At 35.7% G+C, this 18599-nt stretch carries 16 protein-coding genes; 10 read left to right on the forward strand and 6 right to left on the reverse strand.

Translation table 11 applies throughout. From position 1 onward, the window contains the following. Positions 1-29: 29 nt before the first annotated feature. The 3 genes from GGR42_RS07195 to GGR42_RS07205 all read right to left on the reverse strand — a co-directional run bounded on the left by GGR42_RS07195 (position 30) and on the right by GGR42_RS07205 (position 4532). On the reverse strand, positions 30-1154 hold the full coding sequence (locus tag GGR42_RS07195) for a DUF4249 domain-containing protein (protein WP_167962322.1): 1125 nt from the start codon (positions 1152-1154) through the stop codon (positions 30-32). Between the two features lie 153 nt (positions 1155-1307). Next, positions 1308-1808 (reverse strand): lipocalin family protein, encoded by a 501-nt coding sequence (locus GGR42_RS07200; RefSeq protein WP_167962324.1) that lies wholly within the window; start codon positions 1806-1808, stop codon positions 1308-1310. A 75-nt stretch (positions 1809-1883) separates the two neighbouring features. Continuing rightward, the gene (locus GGR42_RS07205; protein ID WP_167962326.1) at positions 1884-4532 is read right to left on the reverse strand and encodes a DUF5916 domain-containing protein; all 2649 of its coding nucleotides are present in this window, start codon (positions 4530-4532) and stop codon (positions 1884-1886) included. A gap of 232 nt (positions 4533-4764) precedes the next feature. On the opposite strand from GGR42_RS07205, the gene rplM reads away from it, so the two are divergent. The 4 genes from rplM (at position 4765) to tsf (ending at position 7851) form a co-directional block, all read left to right on the forward strand. Continuing rightward, the gene (rplM, locus tag GGR42_RS07210; RefSeq protein WP_167962328.1) at positions 4765-5220 is read left to right on the forward strand and encodes a 50S ribosomal protein L13; all 456 of its coding nucleotides are present in this window, start codon (positions 4765-4767) and stop codon (positions 5218-5220) included. Next, positions 5220-5606 carry a 30S ribosomal protein S9 gene (gene rpsI, locus GGR42_RS07215; protein WP_167962330.1) on the forward strand — a complete coding sequence of 129 codons (387 nt, stop codon included), beginning with the start codon at positions 5220-5222 and terminating at the stop codon, positions 5604-5606. The genes rplM and rpsI overlap by 1 nt, the downstream gene beginning before the upstream one ends. Before the next feature lie 240 nt (positions 5607-5846). Next, entirely contained in the window at positions 5847-6932 is a 1086-nt protein-coding gene (rpsB, locus tag GGR42_RS07220; RefSeq protein WP_167962332.1) for a 30S ribosomal protein S2, read from the forward strand. Between the two features lie 94 nt (positions 6933-7026). Continuing rightward, on the forward strand, positions 7027-7851 hold the full coding sequence (gene tsf, locus GGR42_RS07225; protein ID WP_167962334.1) for a translation elongation factor Ts: 825 nt from the start codon (positions 7027-7029) through the stop codon (positions 7849-7851). Positions 7852-7925: 74 nt separating this feature from the next. Here the strand turns inward: tsf and GGR42_RS07230 are convergent, their stop codons facing one another. Then, positions 7926-9797 carry a M61 family metallopeptidase gene (locus GGR42_RS07230; RefSeq protein ID WP_167962336.1) on the reverse strand — a complete coding sequence of 624 codons (1872 nt, stop codon included), beginning with the start codon at positions 9795-9797 and terminating at the stop codon, positions 7926-7928. Between the two features lie 157 nt (positions 9798-9954). Here GGR42_RS07230 and pyrH point away from each other — a divergent pair, with 157 nt between their 5' ends. The 6 genes from pyrH to GGR42_RS07260 all read left to right on the forward strand — a co-directional run bounded on the left by pyrH (position 9955) and on the right by GGR42_RS07260 (position 17366). After that, positions 9955-10662 (forward strand): UMP kinase, encoded by a 708-nt coding sequence (gene pyrH, locus GGR42_RS07235; protein ID WP_167962338.1) that lies wholly within the window; start codon positions 9955-9957, stop codon positions 10660-10662. 41 nt (positions 10663-10703) lie between these two features. Beyond that, complete coding sequence (frr, locus tag GGR42_RS07240; protein ID WP_167962340.1) at positions 10704-11261, forward strand: ribosome recycling factor; 558 nt, start codon at positions 10704-10706, stop codon at positions 11259-11261. Positions 11262-11342: 81 nt separating this feature from the next. Continuing rightward, positions 11343-13745: an efflux RND transporter permease subunit gene (locus tag GGR42_RS07245; protein ID WP_167962342.1), complete on the forward strand. Its 2403-nt coding sequence runs from the start codon at positions 11343-11345 to the stop codon at positions 13743-13745. An 82-nt stretch (positions 13746-13827) separates the two neighbouring features. Continuing rightward, on the forward strand, positions 13828-15261 hold the full coding sequence (gene asnS, locus GGR42_RS07250) for an asparagine--tRNA ligase (RefSeq protein WP_317169689.1): 1434 nt from the start codon (positions 13828-13830) through the stop codon (positions 15259-15261). Positions 15262-15303: 42 nt separating this feature from the next. Beyond that, positions 15304-16761, forward strand: coding sequence for an RNA polymerase factor sigma-54 (gene rpoN / locus GGR42_RS07255; RefSeq protein WP_167962346.1), 1458 nt, complete (start codon positions 15304-15306; stop codon positions 16759-16761). Further along, entirely contained in the window at positions 16761-17366 is a 606-nt protein-coding gene (locus GGR42_RS07260; RefSeq protein WP_167962348.1) for a phosphatase PAP2 family protein, read from the forward strand. Before rpoN ends, GGR42_RS07260 begins: the two co-directional genes overlap by 1 nt. A 15-nt stretch (positions 17367-17381) precedes the next feature. Here the strand turns inward: GGR42_RS07260 and GGR42_RS07265 are convergent, their stop codons facing one another. Next, positions 17382-17864, reverse strand: coding sequence for an ExbD/TolR family protein (locus GGR42_RS07265; protein ID WP_167962350.1), 483 nt, complete (start codon positions 17862-17864; stop codon positions 17382-17384). Positions 17865-17877: 13 nt separating this feature from the next. Next, a complete protein-coding gene (locus GGR42_RS07270; protein ID WP_167962352.1) occupies positions 17878-18507 on the reverse strand; it encodes an ExbD/TolR family protein in 630 nt (209 codons plus the stop codon). Positions 18508-18599: the final 92 nt, after the last annotated feature.

The following is an 18599-nucleotide window of genomic DNA, read 5'->3' on the forward strand; positions in this document are numbered from 1 at the left end:
ATTTGTTCTAAATATAAATTTATGTATCATCATTCTATCCAACCTTGGGGAGCAGTCCCTGTTCTATATCTTGTTTCTTCACAGGGAGCAGTTGTAGTTTGGGGATCGGGGCTAATACCATATTCCTCATAATTCCCAATAATAAAATCCTCTAAAGGGGATTCCTGTATATTTCCTCTTTCGATAAAAACTGTTTCCACTACAGCAGCAGCAGCCGTAAACCTACCCAATACATACTCCTCTCCATCATTTGGATTAAAAATATTACCAATTAAAGCCGCAGGGGGTGGAGCATTGAACCCACCATTGTTATCCAATATATCTTTTAAAGCTTTAAAATATTTATGAGCAGACGGAGATAAAGAAAACTGCTGGATTTCTACTAGAATATTTTCTTTTGTATATAAAGGCACATTAGCCACTGAAAGTTTATTTACAGATGTTCCATTTACAAATTCATCTGAAAATATTTGAACATTTTCACTATATCTTATTCTAAAGCACTCACTACTGCACGCATAGGAATAATAAGGAGGTCTAGCTATAGTTCCTGTTTCGCACACTCCATTTCTCAAAACACCATCGTAACAAATATCACAATCAGTAATATGCTCATATGAACGAAACCTCCAATAGTAAAAGTTGGTATCGTCCATGGGGTCGTCAAAATCCACCTTAACGGAATGGCCAGGAATATAATTGTTTTCTGCTTCACTAAAATAAAGATCAGTTACATAGTCAGCAGATATTGCGGAAATAGCTACCGGTGCAGCAATTCTTTCGGATAGTGAATGATATTCCCTACCATCTGCCAATGTAATGTACAATTCCCATGTTTCTCCAACCTCAGCAGAAAAATCTGTGGGAGGCAGATATGCACCTTCATCTTCAATAAGATTTACCAAAGTATTGGTTTCAGGATTTCTAAAGAAAACAGTAGCTCCCTCTTGAAATATATTTTTGTATATTCTAAATTCTATTCTAGACTCATATACAGAAACAAAAGAAGCTCCTGGAGAAGTGGAAACAAGAGCGTCCACGTAAATAATACCTTCCTCGAAGGCAAATTCAGGCTCTACAGGATCAACACATCCAAATATAAGACAGGATAAAAAAACTGAAATAAGAAACTTGACCTTCGTAATTTTAATCACACTATCAATCTAACATTATGCCTTCTAAAGGTATTTGAACAAGAACTATGAACCATCATTGTTTTTAGAGTTTTATGAAAAAATTAACATTACGATAAAAATGAAGACCCCTCCAAATTAATGGAAGGGTCTTTGTTTTTTTGTTTGAAACAGTTAACGCTTTGTAAAAACAATATCTGCTCCTGTAAAATTATCTTCACTTACTTCTTCTCCAGCTACAATTAATGTTCCTCCATTTAATTGAATAGTGCTCATTTGCTCCACTCCATTCCCATCAATTACCGTAAGTTGATTACCTTCCAGACTCCATGTTGTGGTTTCTGTTTCAAAAGTGTCCGGACATGGAATTGATAATCCATTACCTTGAGAATTTAAATCTACTTCAACATTGTTTACCCCATTTCTAGTTGACAGTGTTCCATTTTGTTCAAACACAAGTGATACCACGCCGCAATTTTGCGCCACTAGGACATCAACAATACCAGCTGCAAACAACAGATCGTCATCGGTACTACCTTCGTCAACTCTTAATTCTGCTATATCCCATGTGCCAACAATGGAATTTTGTTGTTCATCGTTTGTAGCGTCCTTATCCTTGGAACAGGAAAGCAATATAGTCGAAGCTACAAAAAACAACATTAGGTTACGTTTCATACTATTTGTTTTAGTTTGTTTAACAAAGTTAAAACGAAAAAACCTTAAACATAGTATTAAGACCCTTTAACTGTGTTATAGCACAAAACGGTATGTGGCCTTTATCAAAAAGATATTCTGTGGTTTTTGGTCTCCCAAAATGTTGTTTTCCAAACTTCTAAAAAGCTCTTCCTGTGGGTCTGCGTTTTGGGATACATCTTGCGACCATACCAAGAAAATCTCGGAACCTGGAATATATTCCCAACGGACCACCAAATTTGAACGAAACTGAACAAATGAAAAATCTGGATTGTCAAAACTAAAATCGGTAACATCATCCAAATCTTCATCAACATTGTACACTTCATCTATGAAAAAAATTTGATTGTCATTATATAAGGAAAATCTATCTGTAAACTCTTTCGCCAAAGGGTCTGTTATAAATTTAAAATTGGAGTATCTTCCTCTAGAAATAAATGGCTGCCCCCAATATTGAATGGAAAGATTGGGGTTAATTGTATAATTCAATCTAAAAGACATACTCAAGGTCCTTTGCTCAATTTCTCCATTTAAGTACCTTGTATTTCCCCCTACATCTATATTATCAATAAATTGCAATTTGTCATTATTGATTCCGTAGGAAGGAAAAGCGGATATTCGCAATGCATTGGTAGGCTGGTAACTAACCCCAAACTCAATATTATATGTGTTATATGAATTATGTCCACCAAAACTTCCATTGTGGAAAATATTGAACCTTACTTTTTTTCTATTATCCGTGTTTATCCCATTCCAAAAACTTATTCCTCTGGAATATCTTAGACGTGGCCCTCCTCTAAGAGCCGAATTGGAGTAGTTAATCGGCATATAATTAAATCCAGCATTGGTGAACCAGTTATTTTTCCAGTTTTGCCAGCTATTGGTATTAAACTGCAGTAAATTATGATTGCCCCCAAAATCCCATGCAGTCCAATGGTTATAATTTACTCCTACTCTTCTAAATGTACTATCGGGTTTTTGAGTTTGGTAACCAATCCAGGTATAGTGGCGAATGTCATCTGCCCTACGCTGAAAGCCTATATCGTTAAGTTCTAACTCTGGAGAGCGCCATGTTGCCCCAGATTCAAACTTCCATCTCCCATCAAGATTTCCAATTTGCACATTTCCACCTGTTCCGGTAAGTGAGGTTTTCTCTTCATCGACCTCCAAATAATCTGCATCTACTCTTTGAAATAAATGAGTAATAGATTCCTGCGTGTTCTGGATTGCCTCTTCCGTACCCTTAACATGGCTCCAATTAATATTTCCACCTACATACCATGCCCTTTCATTCCATTGGTGCTTAAAATCAAATCCGCCTGTATAGGCAGATTCATGAAGAAAGTCTATATTCTCAGTTAAATCTTCCCTATTAACGGCAGTAAACATACCTCCTAAGAATGTGTTTCTATTATTAAAATCTTTTTGAAGGCGGCCTACAAAATAATTGGTCAAAGGTTCAACGACTTCCTTTCTCCTGTTTCCATTGTTGTAAATAGCAGCATACCTTTTGGCAGTAACACTTTCCAAAATTCCAATGGACCAACCATCCTTTGTCTTTCCACTAAACTTGGCCGCCCCAATAATAGGCGTATTATCTGGTTGATCAACAAAATCATCATCAACGGTAGAAACACCACCTTGTGGACTACGACCTATTCTACGAGAATAAAAAACATTGTCAGAACCAAATGTATTTCCTGCTTGAGAACTAGAAACCCTATAATCAAAAATATTGCTGTTCTCAACAAAAAATGGTCTACGTTCATTAAAGAAGATTTGAAAACCGTCAAGAGCTATTGTAGAAGGATCTGCTTCAACTTGGCCAAAATCTGGGTTTACCGTTAAATCCAAGGTCAAGTCATTAGTGATTCCTATTTTAGCATCTAATCCACCATTCAAATCGAACTCATTACCATCCCTAAAAGGATTTCCCTCTTCCCCTTCATAGGTTTCAAATTTGGATACCGTATATGGCTGGATTTCCAATTGCTTTTGTGGTTCAATATTAAGTAGTCCTTGTAATTCTCCGAACTCGCTCACAAACCCAGCCACTTCTCTAGGAATGCGCTGCCAAACATAACGTTCTTCCCCCCTAAACAGTTTACGCATGACCTCCAGTCCCCATGATTGCTCCTTCGATTTTCCAAATTTTAACTGACTTAGTGGAATTTTCATTTCCGCTGTCCACCCCTCCAAATCCACATTGGTCTTTGTATACCATATCGGGTTCCAACTTTCATCGGAATTGTTTCCATTATTGGTGGAAAATTCGTCTCCTTTAACACCCGCTGCTGTTACTATAAAATTAAAGGAGGTACGTTCATCATTATAACTATCAATAAAAATACCAACCCAATCCCCCTGAAAACCATCCCGGCGAGATAATCTTCTTTCTATTTTATCTGGTTGGGAGTCATAGCACCTAAAAGCAACATATAGGTTTTTATCATCATATAGTATCTTAAACTTGGTTGTTTCAGTTGGTGCTGTATTTTCATCTGGCCGCATCTCTATGAAGTCCCCTGCCCAATCCACAATATCCCAACCAGCATCATCTAACAACCCATCAATTACTGGTGCTTTGGCTTCATTTAAAGAACTGGTGGTGTAAACTCTTTTAGGTACTACAATGGTAGAGTCTTGTGCTTTTATGGAATTCCAAAAAAATAAAATAGCACAGACAATAAGAAAGTTGGTTCTCATGCTGTTGTTTTAGATTGATTGATGTAAAGACTTTCAACATCCAGAACAGTTACACTTCTTCCATATTTTTAATTTTTTTTTAACATTTTCAACCCATATCTCTTCCCGCTTTTTTGAATAAGAAAAAAATCTGAAAATATTCGAGAATAAGCATTTGTATTTCAAGTTAATAATTGTACATTTGCACCCCGTTTATCGGGATTGAAGTGTTTAATCAATAAAACTAATAGTAGTGGATACATTAAGCTACAAGACAATTTCAGCCAATAAAGCAACTGTAGATAAGCAGTGGCTATTGGTTGATGCAGAGGGACAAACATTGGGACGTCTTGCTTCTAAAGTTGCAAAATTACTTAGAGGAAAGCACAAACCAAACTTTACACCACATGTAGATTGCGGTGATAACGTAGTAATTGTCAATGCAGAAAAAATAAATTTATCCGGAAACAAGTGGGAGGCGAAAACTTATGTTCGCCACACGGGTTATCCTGGTGGTCAAAGATTTCAGACTGCTGTTGAGATGAAGGACAAATATCCAGAACGAATTATAGAGAAATCTATAAAAGGAATGTTGCCCAAAAATAAATTGGGTGCAGAATTGTTCAGAAACCTTAGAGTGTATGTTGGTGTAGAGCATGGTCAAGAAGCCCAAAAGCCAACGGTAATAAACCTAAATGAATTTAAGTAATGGAAGTGATTCATAAAATCGGCAGAAGAAAAACAGCTGTTGCACGTGTCTATGTTACACCTGGAAAAGGGAACATAACTGTTAATAAAAGAGATTTGGCAGATTATTTTTCTACTGGCACTTTACAATATAAAGTAAAACAACCTTTTGCCCTTACCAACAACGAGGATAGCTACGATGTAAAAGTCAATGTTTATGGTGGTGGAATCACAGGACAGGCAGAAGCAGTTCGTTTGGCCTTGTCCAGAGCAATGTGTGAAATAGATGAAGAAAACAGATTAGCTCTTAAACCAGAAGGTCTTTTAACAAGAGATCCAAGAATGGTGGAACGTAAGAAATTCGGTCAGAAAAAAGCCCGTAAGAAATTCCAGTTCTCTAAACGTTAATATATATACTGAACTAAACTCAGTATTTGAAAATAAAAACCCCGAACTTGTTTTGGGGTTTATTAATCCAAGTTCATTGAAAGCTCCCGAACTAATGAAGGAGTTAAATTTTAAACCATGTTGTCGTTGTTCCAAAAAGAAAATCTTTTGGGAACTAGTTTAGCATCTAAATGGTAAAGGCCAATGAAAATTGCCACTTTGTCATTGCTAATTCAACGGAACGTAAACTAAGTACAAAAAATGGCAAGTAAAACAGAAGTAAAAGAATTATTAGAAGCAGGTGTGCACTTTGGCCACCTAACAAGAAAATGGAATCCCAATATGGCTCCCTATATCTACATGGAGCGTAACGGAATCCACGTTATCAATCTCTACAAAACCGTTGCGAAATTAGATGAAGCCAATGAGGCTCTTAAAAAAATCGCAGCATCCGGAAGAAAAATTCTTTTTGTAGCTACCAAAAAACAAGCAAAAGATATTGTTGCCGAAAAAGTGGCAAATGTAAATATGCCATACATCACAGAAAGATGGCCTGGAGGTATGTTGACCAACTTTGTTACTATCCGTAAAGCTGTTAAAAAAATGGCATCTATAGATAGAATGAAAAAGGATGGCACATTCCTTACTCTTTCCAAAAAAGAACGTCTACAAGTAGACCGTTTACGTGCTAAACTGGAAAAAAACTTAGGTTCAATTTCTGAAATGACGCGTTTACCTGGCGCACTATTTGTTGTAGATACCATGCGTGAGCATATTGCCGTAAAAGAGGCCCAAAAATTGAACATTCCAATTTTTGCCATGGTGGATACCAACTCCGACCCTAGACCAATTGATTATGTAATCCCTTCCAATGATGATGCATCAAAATCCATTGCTGCAATTATCTCAGAAGTAACCAATGCTGTTGCGGAAGGATTGGCTGAAAGAAAATCTGATAAGCAAACTGAAGGTGATGCCACCAAAGCTAAAAAAGAAGCTCCAAAGGCAAAAGAAGTTGAAGCTCCAAAAGCTAAAGACGAGAAAAAAGATGTGGCTCCAAAAAAAGAAGCTAAAGTTGTTTCGGATGATTTAACAAAGGTTGAAGGTGTAGGCCCTAAAGCTGCCGAAGCTTTAGTGAATGCAGGTATTGAAACCTACGCTAAATTAGCAAAAGCCAATGCTGATTCTGTTAAAGAAATTCTTACAGAAGCTAGCTCTAGAATGGCACACCTTGATCCAACTTCATGGCCAAAACAAGCACAAATGGCTGCTGATGGAAAATGGGACGAGCTTAAGGAATGGCAGGATAATACCAAAGGAGGGGTTGAAACCTCCGAAGAGGAATAGATTAAATCATAAATTAAATATTAATTTAAAATTATCTTAAACTAACATAGGGAACAACCTATGTAATTTAGGGCAATATTAAAACTTAAATAAGATGGTAAAAATTACCGCCGCAGACGTAAACAAATTAAGAAAAACCACTGGTGCAGGAATGATGGACTGCAAAAAAGCCTTGGTTGAAGCTGAAGGGGATTTTGACAAAGCAATTGAAATTCTTCGAAAAAAAGGACAAAAAGTAGCTGCCAAAAGAGCGGATAGAGATTCTTCTGAAGGAGCTGTTATTGCAAAAGTAAATGCAGAAAATACCAATGGAGTTATTGTTTCGTTAAATTGTGAAACTGACTTTGTTGCTAAAAACGAGAGTTTTGTAACCTTAGCTACAGAATTGGCTGAACTTGCTTTAGGGTTTAGCAATAAAGAAGATTTCTTAGCAACTGATTATAAGGGCGTAACTGTACAAGATAAGCTTGTTGAACAAACAGGTGTTATTGGAGAAAAAATCGAAATAGGTGCTTTTAAAACTTTATCTGCTCCATTTGTAGGTTCATATATCCATGCCGGTAACAAAATTGCTACTTTAGTTGGCCTTTCTGCTGCTGTTGATGGTGCTGCAGATGCGGCAAAAGATGTAGCCATGCAAGCCGCCGCTATGAACCCTGTTGCTTTGAACGAAGACGGTGTTGATCAGTCAGTGATCGATAAAGAAATTGAAATTGCCAAAGACCAATTGAGACAGGAAGGAAAGCCAGAAGCTATGTTGGATAATATTGCCAAAGGAAAGATTAAGCGTTTCTTTAAGGACAATACCTTGGTAAACCAAGATTTCATAAAAGATAGCAAGCAGAGCGTTGCCCAATATGTTAAATCTATTGACTCAAACCTAGAAGTGACAGCTTTTGAGCGTGCTGCTTTAGGGTAAGGGTTTTAAAAATAAATACATAAAAAAGGGCTTTCTAAATAGAAAGCCCTTTTTATTTTTGGGATAATTCCTTATTACCCTTTTAACCAAGCTTCTCTGAGTTTAGTTTGCTTTTCATTTGGAGCTTCAACAGGGATTATTGTTTCAACATCCAAAATTGGAGTGCCAGCTTTTCCACTTAACACTATTTCTTCTTCTCCCCTTTTTATAACTACACTTATTTCCGTATCATTTGTCCAACCAAAACTTTGTCCAATAATTGGACGTATGGCCTCTAAATCTATAGATGTACCATTAATTTCTTTTATGACATCACCACCTTCCATTCCCAAATCAGTAAAAAAGCTATTCAGTGTTATTCCCTTTCTAACAAAAATAGCATTGTCATTGTTCTGATCCACATCTATAAAAGGAATGTCTCCATTTAAAAAATATCCGCTCTGTTCTTGCAGGGTAGATGTAGACAATCCAACAATGTCTAAATACTTTTCATAATTTATTGGAGTGTCCCCAATAACGTGAGTGTCAAAAAAACTTCTTACCTCTGGGTAGGTCAACACAGCAATCTCATCAATTAATTTATCATCCTCAAACGGACTATTTTCCCCATACTTTTTGGAAAGTTCCTTCATTAGCCACAAAACATTTTTTTCTCCATTACTCAAATCCCTCAAAAGAATATCAAGTGACATATTGATCAAGGCACCCTTTTCATATACATTGGCATAATTGTCCTTATATGGATCAATTAAAATGTTTTTGCTCATTTGGGTAAAAGACATGGCATCATCAAAAGATTTAGAATTATTTATTTTACCCATAATACGAGAATAGAATTCTTTTTCATCTATCAATCCCTGCTGAATTTGAAAAAGATTGGCAAAATATTCCGTTGTTCCCTCATACATCCATAAATGCTGGGACATTTTTGGGTCGTTAAAATCAAAATACTGTATCTCCTTGGAGTGTACGTTCAATGGAGTTACAATATGAAAAAACTCATGGGAAACAACATCTACCATAGCTTGCTCCAACCGCTCCTTTGGCATGGCCTCTGGCAAAACAACTACCGTAGAAGTGTGGTGCTCCAATGCGCCAAAACCTGAAGCATCGGTTTCCTCCAAAGTTGAAAGATAAAGTAGAATATTATACTCCTTTGTAGTGTTGATCTCTCCTAGAAAAGCTTTTTGCGCACTCATCATCTTTTCCATTCTATCCCTTAAGCTAGCAGCAGTATAGGTGTTATTAGGTGAATAGACACTAAGGTTCACCGTTATATCGTTTATCTGAAAAGATTCCGCTCCTCTTTTGGAATACATAATTGGGTTATCTATAACCTCAAAATAACGTTTAGCTATAAATGTATCCACAGTAACATCCTGCTTATCCCCTCCTCTTTTAACCAAAGAAGTTGTTGGTTTTAATTTATTGGATTTAGTAATTGTAATTTCATAGGAAACTTCTTTTAAATCATCAAAATACCCCACAAAACCATGCAAGTTCAACATGTAGTTTTCTCCAGCATTAATATTTGTGCCCGCAGGTGAAAACACAGCATCCTCAACCTCCGACTCTGTATCATATGTATCATTCACCATATAAGCCACTTTATCAAGATTTTTTCCATTGGAAATCACCCAAGTATTATCATCCCTTTTTGCAGCGGGGAGTTCTTTGCCATCATAATCCAAGGCTTTAAAAGCATCTATATACTTTCCATAATTATCTTCGCTGTATGTACCTGGAACTGTTTTTGGAATGTAGAACAGAATCTCATCTTTAGTGAAAGCTCCTGGATTTATCATAACATTCACTTTATCATCCACAATATTTAACAAATCAATAGTTGTTAATACCGGTGTATTTTCCGCGGTAACAATAGATTTACTAGCTCCACATGCATACAACAAGAGGATTGTTAGTACCCCTATGGTGAATTTTTTCATTATTTAAATTTTTTTCGTGTTTATTATCTACAAGAATATAAAATATAATTAAAGTTCATACTGCCATTAAGAAATAATTAGTGAATACTATATACAGTCTCTAGGTTTTCCCATAAATATTTTTGACTATTTTTGTTTCGGTTTTTAAAAAGACAAAATGCAATACAAAAGAATACTTCTAAAACTTAGTGGTGAAGCCTTAATGGGAGAAAAACAATATGGTATTGATGCCAATCGTCTTTCAGAGTATGCCAGTGAGATAAAGGAAGTAGTGAATAAAGGCATAGAAGTAGCTATTGTAATTGGAGGAGGGAATATTTTTCGAGGTCTCGCAGGGGCAAGCAATGGAATGGATAGGGTACAAGCAGATCATATGGGTATGCTGGCGACCGTTATAAATGGTCTTGCGCTGCAAAGTGCATTGGAAATACAAGGTGTACAAACACGATTGCAGTCAGCCATAAAAATAAATGAAGTTGCTGAGCCTTTCATTAGAAGAAGAGCTATGCGACATTTGGAAAAAGGAAGAGTAGTGATTTTTGGGGGAGGAACTGGTAACCCATATTTTACTACAGATTCGGCGGCAGTTTTAAGAGCTATAGAAATTGAGGCCGATGTAATCCTAAAAGGCACTAGGGTGGACGGTATTTATACATCTGACCCAGAAAAAGATAAAACCGCAACTAAATTTGATACGATTTCTTTTAAAGAAGTCCTTACAAAGGGTCTTAAAGTGATGGACACAACGGCATTTACCTTGAGTCAAGAAAATGAGCTTCCCATTGTAGTTTTTGATATGAACAAAAAAGGAAACTTATTAAAAATAATATCTGGAGAAACAATTGGAACCACTGTTAACCTATAGCTTTGGTACAATTTGTGTATCCACTTTTTTAAATTACGCATATGAACGAAGACATTAAATTTATATTGGATGCCACCAAAGAAGGTATGGAGCATGCCATGTTACATTTGGAAAAAGCATTTATTAAAATTAGAGCGGGAAAAGCCAGCCCTATTATGCTGTCAAGTGTTATGGTTGAATACTACGGCTCACAAACACCTTTATCACAAGTAGCCAACGTAAATACTCCTGATGCTAGAACTATTTCCGTACAACCATGGGAAAAAAGTTTGTTGCAAGAAATTGAAAAAGCCATTATGAATGCCAACCTAGGATTTAACCCTATGAACAATGGTGAAACGATAATCATCAATGTTCCACCTTTAACCGAGGAAAGAAGAAGGGAATTGGTAAAACAAGCGAAAGCCGAGGCCGAACATGCCAAAGTAAGTATCAGAAATGCCAGACAGGATGCAAATAAGGAAATTAGAGCTTTGGAGGACGTTTCAGAAGATTTACAAACAAATGGAGAAGTAGACGTCCAGGCGCTAACGGATTCTTATAGTAAAAAAGTGGATGAAGTATTAAGCGTTAAGGAAGCAGAGATAATGAAAGTTTAATTATAATGTCTTCTTATTTTATAATTGGTTTCTAGGAACACTACCAATCATTTTCTACCTTTGCCCGCGAAATAAATTAACATGGTAACCAAGCTTACCCAAGGTTTTTGGGCCACGACTGCTAGAACAATCCTTAGAAACAGAATCCTAATTTTAATTGGGATTACAGCCATAACTGTATTCTTGGCATTACAATGGAAAAACATGCGTTTTTCCAGTTCTGAAGCTAATCTGCTACCTGATGACCACCCTATAAATATAGAATACCAATCTTTTTTAAAAAGTTTTGGAGAAGAAGGGAATGCCATAGTACTTGCAATACAAGACACTGCCTTATTCTTACCAGAACAATTTAATCGATGGAACAAATTAAGCAAACAACTAGGAGCATTCCCAGAAGTTGATGTTGTTCTTTCAACCGACAATCTTAAAGAGCTTGTAAAAGACAATGATAAGCAGGAGTTTACATTAGAGCCATTTATAAAATCCACTCCAAAAACTAAAAAAGAAATAGATAGCCTTGTCAATCATTTATTTAAGGACTTACCCTTTTATGACAACTTGCTATATAACAAAGAAAGTGGCACAATACGTACAGTAATGTATTTGGACAAGGATATTGTCAACACTTCTGTCCGAAAAGATTTTGTTTTAAAGGACCTCACCAGTTTAGTCAATTCTTTTGAGGAAGAAACAGGGATGGATGTAAGGGTCTCTGGAATGCCCTATATACGCACTATGAACTCCCAAAATATTATTGATGAAATAGGGAAATTTATCTTAGCTGCATTAGGGGTAACCTCTTTAATTTTCTTTTTCTTTTTTAGAAGTTTCCGAGCAACGTTCATATCAATGTGTGTGGTAATCATTGGGGTAATGTGGGCCTTTGGAATTTTAGGATTGTTAGAATATGAAATTACGGTTTTAACCGCATTGATTCCTCCTTTGATTATTGTCATAGGGATTCCCAACTGCATTTTCTTGATCAACAAATATCAGCAAGAGGTAAAAAAACATGGAAATCAGGCACTTTCACTTCAACGTGTAATTTCCAAAATTGGAAATGCAACGTTAATGACCAACGTAACAACAGCTTCAGGTTTTGCAACTTTTATCATTACGGATAGTAAGCTATTGACCGAATTTGGAATTGTTGCATCAATAAATATTATAGGAATCTTCATTCTATCATTATTGATTATTCCAATTGTTTATAGTTTTATGTCGCTCCCAAAAACAAAACACCTAAAGCATCTAAATAAAAGATGGATAGACGCATTTGTTAGCTGGATGGAAAAAATTGTTAGAGAGAGAAGAATTACTATTTATGTTACTTCACTCATCCTACTTATATTAAGTATTATAGGTATTTACCAAATAGATGTCTCAGGAAGCCCCATAGAGGATATGCCAAAAAAGGCAGATTTTTTTAAAGATATCCGCTTCTTTGAAAAAGAGTTTGATGGCATAATGCCTGTAGAAATTGTAGTCGACACCAAGCGAGAAAAAGGGGTCTTGAAACCTGCTACCCTAAGAAGAATGAATGATTTAGGAGAAGTAATAGAAGAAATCCCTGAATTGTCCAAACCTATATCTGTGGTCAACTTGGTTAAATATTCCAAACAGGCCTTTTATAATGGTATTCCAAAATATTATCAACTTCCTACAACCCAGGAAAATAATTTTATCATGGATGTTGCACGGAAATCATCAGAGAACAGTAATCTCTTGGAAAGCTTTGTTGATAGCATAGGGCAAACCGCCAGGATTACAACATACATGAAGGATGTGAAAACAGATCGCATGGAAGAAATTGAAAAACGTCTTCAAGAAAGTATTGATAAAATTTTTCCATCAGAAAGGTACAATGCATTTATTACCGGAAAAGCACTTCTTTTTTTAAAAGGAACAAAATATCTAGTAAAAAATTTGGTATTGTCATTAGCCTTGGCGATAGGGCTAATAGCTCTTTTTATGGCCTATCTTTTTCGTTCTTTTAGAATGATAATTATATCATTGATTCCAAATTTATTACCACTTGTAATTACTGCCGGGGTTATGGGCTTCGTAGGTGTCCCCATAAAACCATCGACCATTTTGGTATTCAGTATTGCGTTTGGAATCTCAGTGGATGATACCATACACTTCCTAGCTAAATATAGACAAGAACTTACAGAAAACAAATGGCGTGTAAAAGTGTCCGTCTATAATGCCTTACGAGAAACTGGTGTGAGTATGTTCTATACGTCTATAGTACTTTTTTTCGGCTTTTCAGTGTTTACAATTTCTAATTTTGGAGGCACTGTCGCTTTAGGGTCCCTAGTATCGGCAACACTACTTTTTGCAATGCTGGCAAATTTAATTTTGTTGCCATCCCTTTTATTATCCTTGGAAAAAAGTATAGCCAATAAACAAGTACTTAAAAAACCGCAAATAGACATTCTTCCAAAAGACGAGTTAAATAACGGTCAAAACATTAATTAATATGGATTAATCGTGCCAATGTATCTATCCTTTTTTATCAAAAAGGCTATCTTTGGCATTCAAATTATTGAAGTAATCTATGATAAAATCATATCCAATTAAAGAGCTACTTTCCAATGTTCCAATACTACATGAAGTTGTGGTAAATGGGTGGGTAAAAACCTTTAGAAGCAATAGATTTATTGCCCTAAATGATGGTTCAACCATTAATAACATACAATGTGTAGTAGATTTTGAACAGTTTGACGAAGAATTACTTAAGCAAATTGCAACTGGTGCTGCGTTAAAAATATCTGGTACTTTGGTAGAAAGCCAAGGAAAAGGGCAAAACGTAGAAATCCAGGTAAAAGATATTTTTGTTCATGGAAGTGCCGACCCTGAAACCTACCCTATTCAACCCAAAAAACATTCTTTGGAGTTTTTAAGGGAAAAGGCACATTTAAGAGTTCGCACAAATACATTTGCGGCAGTAATGCGCGTGCGTTCTGCATTGTCATTTGCCGTTCATCAATATTTTAGGGATAATGGTTTTTATTATGTACATACTCCTATAATTACCGGTTCGGATGCCGAGGGAGCGGGTGAAATGTTCAGGGTTTCTACTTTGGACCCTAAAAATCCACCAGTGACGGAAGAAGGAAATGTAGATTACAAAGAAGATTTCTTTGGCAAGGAAACCAATCTAACTGTTTCGGGACAATTGGAAGCAGAAACCTATGCTATGGGATTGGGAAAAGTATATACTTTTGGTCCAACTTTTAGAGCGGAAAATTCAAACACATCAAGACATTTGGCGGAATTTTGGATGATTGAACCAGAAGTGGCATTTAACGATTTGGATGCCAATATGGACTTGGCGGAAGATTTTATTAAAAATGTAATAAACTATATCCTAGACAATTGCAAGGAAGACTTGGAATTTTTGGAAAAACGCTTATTGGATGAGGAAAAATCAAAACCCCAGATAGAAAGAAGTGAAATGGCGCTGTTGGAAAAACTTAGGTTTGTTTCTGAAAACAACTTTAAAAGAGTATCCTATACTGAGGCTATTGATATTTTAAGAAATTGCAAACCCAACAAAAAGAAAAAATTCAAATATTCAATTGATGAGTGGGGTGCCGATCTACAAAGTGAGCATGAGCGCTTTTTAGTTGAGAAACACTTTAAATGTCCCGTTATCTTATTTGATTATCCAGCAAAAATCAAAGCATTTTATATGCGTTTAAATGAAGATGGCAATACCGTACGAGCCATGGATATTTTATTTCCTGGGATTGGAGAAATTGTAGGTGGCTCTCAAAGAGAAGAACGGTTGGATGTCTTAAAAGAAAAAATAGAAACTCTAGGGATAGACGAAAAAGAGCTCTGGTGGTATTTGGACCTTAGAAAATTTGGAACGGCTGTCCATAGTGGTTTTGGCCTTGGTTTTGAAAGGTTGGTTCTTTTTGCAACAGGAATGGGCAACATAAGAGATGTGATTCCATTTCCCAGAACCCCGCAGAATGCAGAGTTTTAATCTTATTTCTTTAACTTTATAACAAGTAAAGAATAACCCCATATGCTTAAACAACACTTACAGTTTAAACTATCGCAAAAATTATCTCCTCAACAGATTCAGTTGATGAAGTTAATTCAATTGCCAACTCAGGCATTTGAGCAACGTTTAAAGCAAGAGTTGGAAGAAAACCCTGCATTGGAAACAGGCAAGGAATCTAGTGACACAACTGAAGATGATTTTGAGGACTCCTATGACGCCGAGACAGACAATGAGAGTATTAATGCAGAAGATATCAATATTGATGATTATCTAAGTGATGATGAAACTCCCGACTATAGAACCCAATCCAATAACTATAGTCCCGATGATGACGAAAAAAGTATTCCCTATGCTGCGGGTACTTCTTTCAACCAATTTCTTTTAAATCAATTAAACACTGTATACCTAAACGATCAGGAATGGTCCATCGCTGAGTTTTTAGTAGGAAGTGTAGATGAAAGCGGATATATACGTCGTCCCATTTCAGATATTTTGGATGATTTGGCTTTTACACAAAATATTATTGCAGAGGAAAGCACAATTAAAAAAGTTTTAAAAGTAGTACAAGAACTGGACCCACCAGGTGTGGGCGCTACCAGTTTGGAAGAGTGTCTAATTATTCAATTAAAAAGAAAGGAAGTCACGCCAAGTATTGAATTGGCAATCCTCATTTTGGAAAAATCCTTTGAGCAGTTTACAAAGAAACACTATAAAAAGCTCATTCAAAAGCACAGTATAACTGAAGATGAGCTTAAAGATGCCATCTCTGAAATTGAAAAATTAAATCCCAAACCAGGAGGCTCCTATGCGGGGAACAATAGAATTATTGAACACATTGTTCCTGATTTTTCAATAAAAATAGTTGAGGGTGAGCTGGAGCTGACCCTAAACGGTAGAAATGCTCCAGAACTTCATGTTTCAAGAGAGTATAACAACATGTTGGAGGGATATAAAAACTCAAAAGAAAAATCCAAGTCCCAAAAGGATACAGTAATGTTCATAAAACAAAAATTGGATGCCGCCAAGTGGTTCATTGACGCAATTAGACAAAGACAGCAGACTCTTTTTATTACTATGAATGCAATTATGCAGTATCAAAGAGAATATTTTCTAACAGGAGATGAACGAAAATTACGCCCAATGATACTAAAAGATATTGCAGACACTATTCACATGGACGTGTCTACAGTATCCAGAGTCGCCAATAGTAAATATGTTGACACGCCTTATGGTACAAAGTTGATAAAAGAATATTTTTCAGAGTCCATGAAAAATGAACAAGGAGAAGATGTCTCTACAAAAGAAATAAAAAAAATATTGGAAACCGTTATTGGTGAAGAAGTGAAGAAAAAACCACTGACGGACGATAAGCTAGCAGCCATTTTAAAGGAAAAAGGATATCCAATTGCCAGGAGAACAGTTGCCAAATATAGGGAGCAATTGGGAATTCCCGTTGCTAGATTAAGAAAGAAAATATAATGCGGGTTTTTCTAAAACTCATATCGTACATTTTTCACCCCCTCTTTATTCCTATTGCCGGCACACTCATCTATTTTACTCTTACCCCAAAATACAGCCCATTAGAATTACAAAGTGGAAATATTCTTCCCATTTTTATTCTTACCGTTATAATTCCAATTATCTCTTTTTTTATTTTAAGAAATGTAGGACTGGTATCGACGGTCTTTATGCCAGAAATTAGGGAACGTAAATATGCCTTTTATATAAGTATTTCCTTGCTTCTTTTAATTTTGATAAAAGTAATACCCAATAACTACATTCCTGAACTCTATAATTTTTTCTTAGGTCTGTTATCTGCAACTTTTGCTTCTTTGCTGTTGCTTTTTTTTAAGTTTAGAAGCAGTATGCACTTAATGGGTATGGCAAGTATATTAATGTACGTAATTAGCTTGAGTATTCATTTTGAAATTAATGTGACTATAGCCATAGCTATCATCACCCTAATAACTGGATTGGTTGCCACCTCAAGAATATATTTAAATGCACATACCAAACCAGAGATTTTGGTTGGTTTCTTTCTTGGGTTGATTTCCCAATTACTTACCATTAAATTTTGGTTGTAACACGCCTCTCATACTTCATTCAATGTTTGCAAAAGCATCCCCTTGATAGGTAGTATAATTAATTTTCAGTGCATTCACTTTTCTCAACTCCTGTTTAACATCAGAAATCAAACCCACATTGGCGTTTTTGTCTATTTTAAGGGCTGTTGTCATAACATTTCTTATATTCTCTGGCATTTTGGCTTTTGTACTTAAAATGTAATCTCCAACTTCAGAAACCTTAATAAACTTATCGTTTGCTTGTATTCTTGGTTCTGATCCCCATATTTTTTGAAATTCCTTGGTGGGCTTACCAATATATAAATAGATAATTCTATCTTTCTTCTCCAACTTCTTAGTTTCTGAAGCATTCGGCAAGTTATTTTCTATTTTTAATGTATTGTCCTTCATAACTGTAACAGTCATAAAAAAGAATAAGAGCATAAAAACAATATCAGGTAAAGATGCAGTAGAAACTTCAGGCAAATCATTGTTATTTCTTGTATTAAATTTTGACATGGCAGGATGATTTTTAATTATTTTTTTCAGTTATAACTTCTGCATCAACTATATTCAAAGGATATAATAGCTGGATTTTATTAATCTTCTCCCTTAATTCCAACTTAACAAGAAAAGAGATATTCGGTTTTTGATAAAGGCTTTCCATATCTTTAAGACTCATATTGAACAATCGCATTGATTCTCTGTTTCTCAAATAATTATACGCAGCTATCACTTCATTTTGAATAGATATATATGCTCCATAGCTAGTTTCCCTATTACTGGTTATAGATATAACAGCTTTTTTAGGGTTATCAGAAGATTTTGAACTTCGCTTTCCCAAACAATAGCCACAAAAATCCTTATCTGATGTCAAGGCGCCTCCATTGTCAATAAAATTGATGGCTGTCTGTTGAAGTACATCTGGCTCTATTAAAACATCATCAACCAACAATTTTCCTTGGCTATCAAGAAAAATTGAAAGAACATTTTTCTTTAATCTATCCATAATTGCTGTATCCTTATTAATCCTTGGCAGCATTCTGTCTAATCCTTCATCAACTTCGATAACCGTTGTTACCAAGAAAAAAATTAGTAATAAAAATGCAATATCCGCCATTGAACCTGCATTAACTGTTGGCATTCCCGTTCTTTTACTCATAATTTTAAGTATTTATGGTTTATTAAAAAAAGAATGGAAGTTGGTATATGTCAATTGTAATCCGCACTTTATCCAAAAAGCACTCAACAAAC

This window comes from Saonia flava (assembly GCF_011927795.1).
In the GTDB taxonomy this organism is placed as follows: Bacteria; Bacteroidota; Bacteroidia; order Flavobacteriales; family Flavobacteriaceae; genus Saonia; species Saonia flava.

Bases quoted from the DNA above. Each gene is read 5' to 3' on its own strand.
- GGR42_RS07200 (WP_167962324.1), bottom strand. From the start codon at position 1,808: ATGAAACGTAACCTAATGTTGTTTTTTGTAGCTTCGACTATATTGCTT.
- GGR42_RS07205 (WP_167962326.1), bottom strand. From the start codon at position 4,532: ATGAGAACCAACTTTCTTATTGTCTGTGCTATTTTATTTTTTTGGAAT.
- rpsI (WP_167962330.1), top strand. From the start codon at position 5,220: ATGGAAGTGATTCATAAAATCGGCAGAAGAAAAACAGCTGTTGCACGT.
- rpsB (WP_167962332.1), top strand. From the start codon at position 5,847: ATGGCAAGTAAAACAGAAGTAAAAGAATTATTAGAAGCAGGTGTGCAC.
- tsf (WP_167962334.1), top strand. From the start codon at position 7,027: ATGGTAAAAATTACCGCCGCAGACGTAAACAAATTAAGAAAAACCACT.
- GGR42_RS07230 (WP_167962336.1), bottom strand. From the start codon at position 9,797: ATGAAAAAATTCACCATAGGGGTACTAACAATCCTCTTGTTGTATGCA.
- pyrH (WP_167962338.1), top strand. From the start codon at position 9,955: ATGCAATACAAAAGAATACTTCTAAAACTTAGTGGTGAAGCCTTAATG.
- frr (WP_167962340.1), top strand. From the start codon at position 10,704: ATGAACGAAGACATTAAATTTATATTGGATGCCACCAAAGAAGGTATG.
- GGR42_RS07245 (WP_167962342.1), top strand. From the start codon at position 11,343: ATGGTAACCAAGCTTACCCAAGGTTTTTGGGCCACGACTGCTAGAACA.
- rpoN (WP_167962346.1), top strand. From the start codon at position 15,304: ATGCTTAAACAACACTTACAGTTTAAACTATCGCAAAAATTATCTCCT.
- GGR42_RS07260 (WP_167962348.1), top strand. From the start codon at position 16,761: ATGCGGGTTTTTCTAAAACTCATATCGTACATTTTTCACCCCCTCTTT.
- GGR42_RS07265 (WP_167962350.1), bottom strand. From the start codon at position 17,864: ATGTCAAAATTTAATACAAGAAATAACAATGATTTGCCTGAAGTTTCT.
- GGR42_RS07270 (WP_167962352.1), bottom strand. From the start codon at position 18,507: ATGAGTAAAAGAACGGGAATGCCAACAGTTAATGCAGGTTCAATGGCG.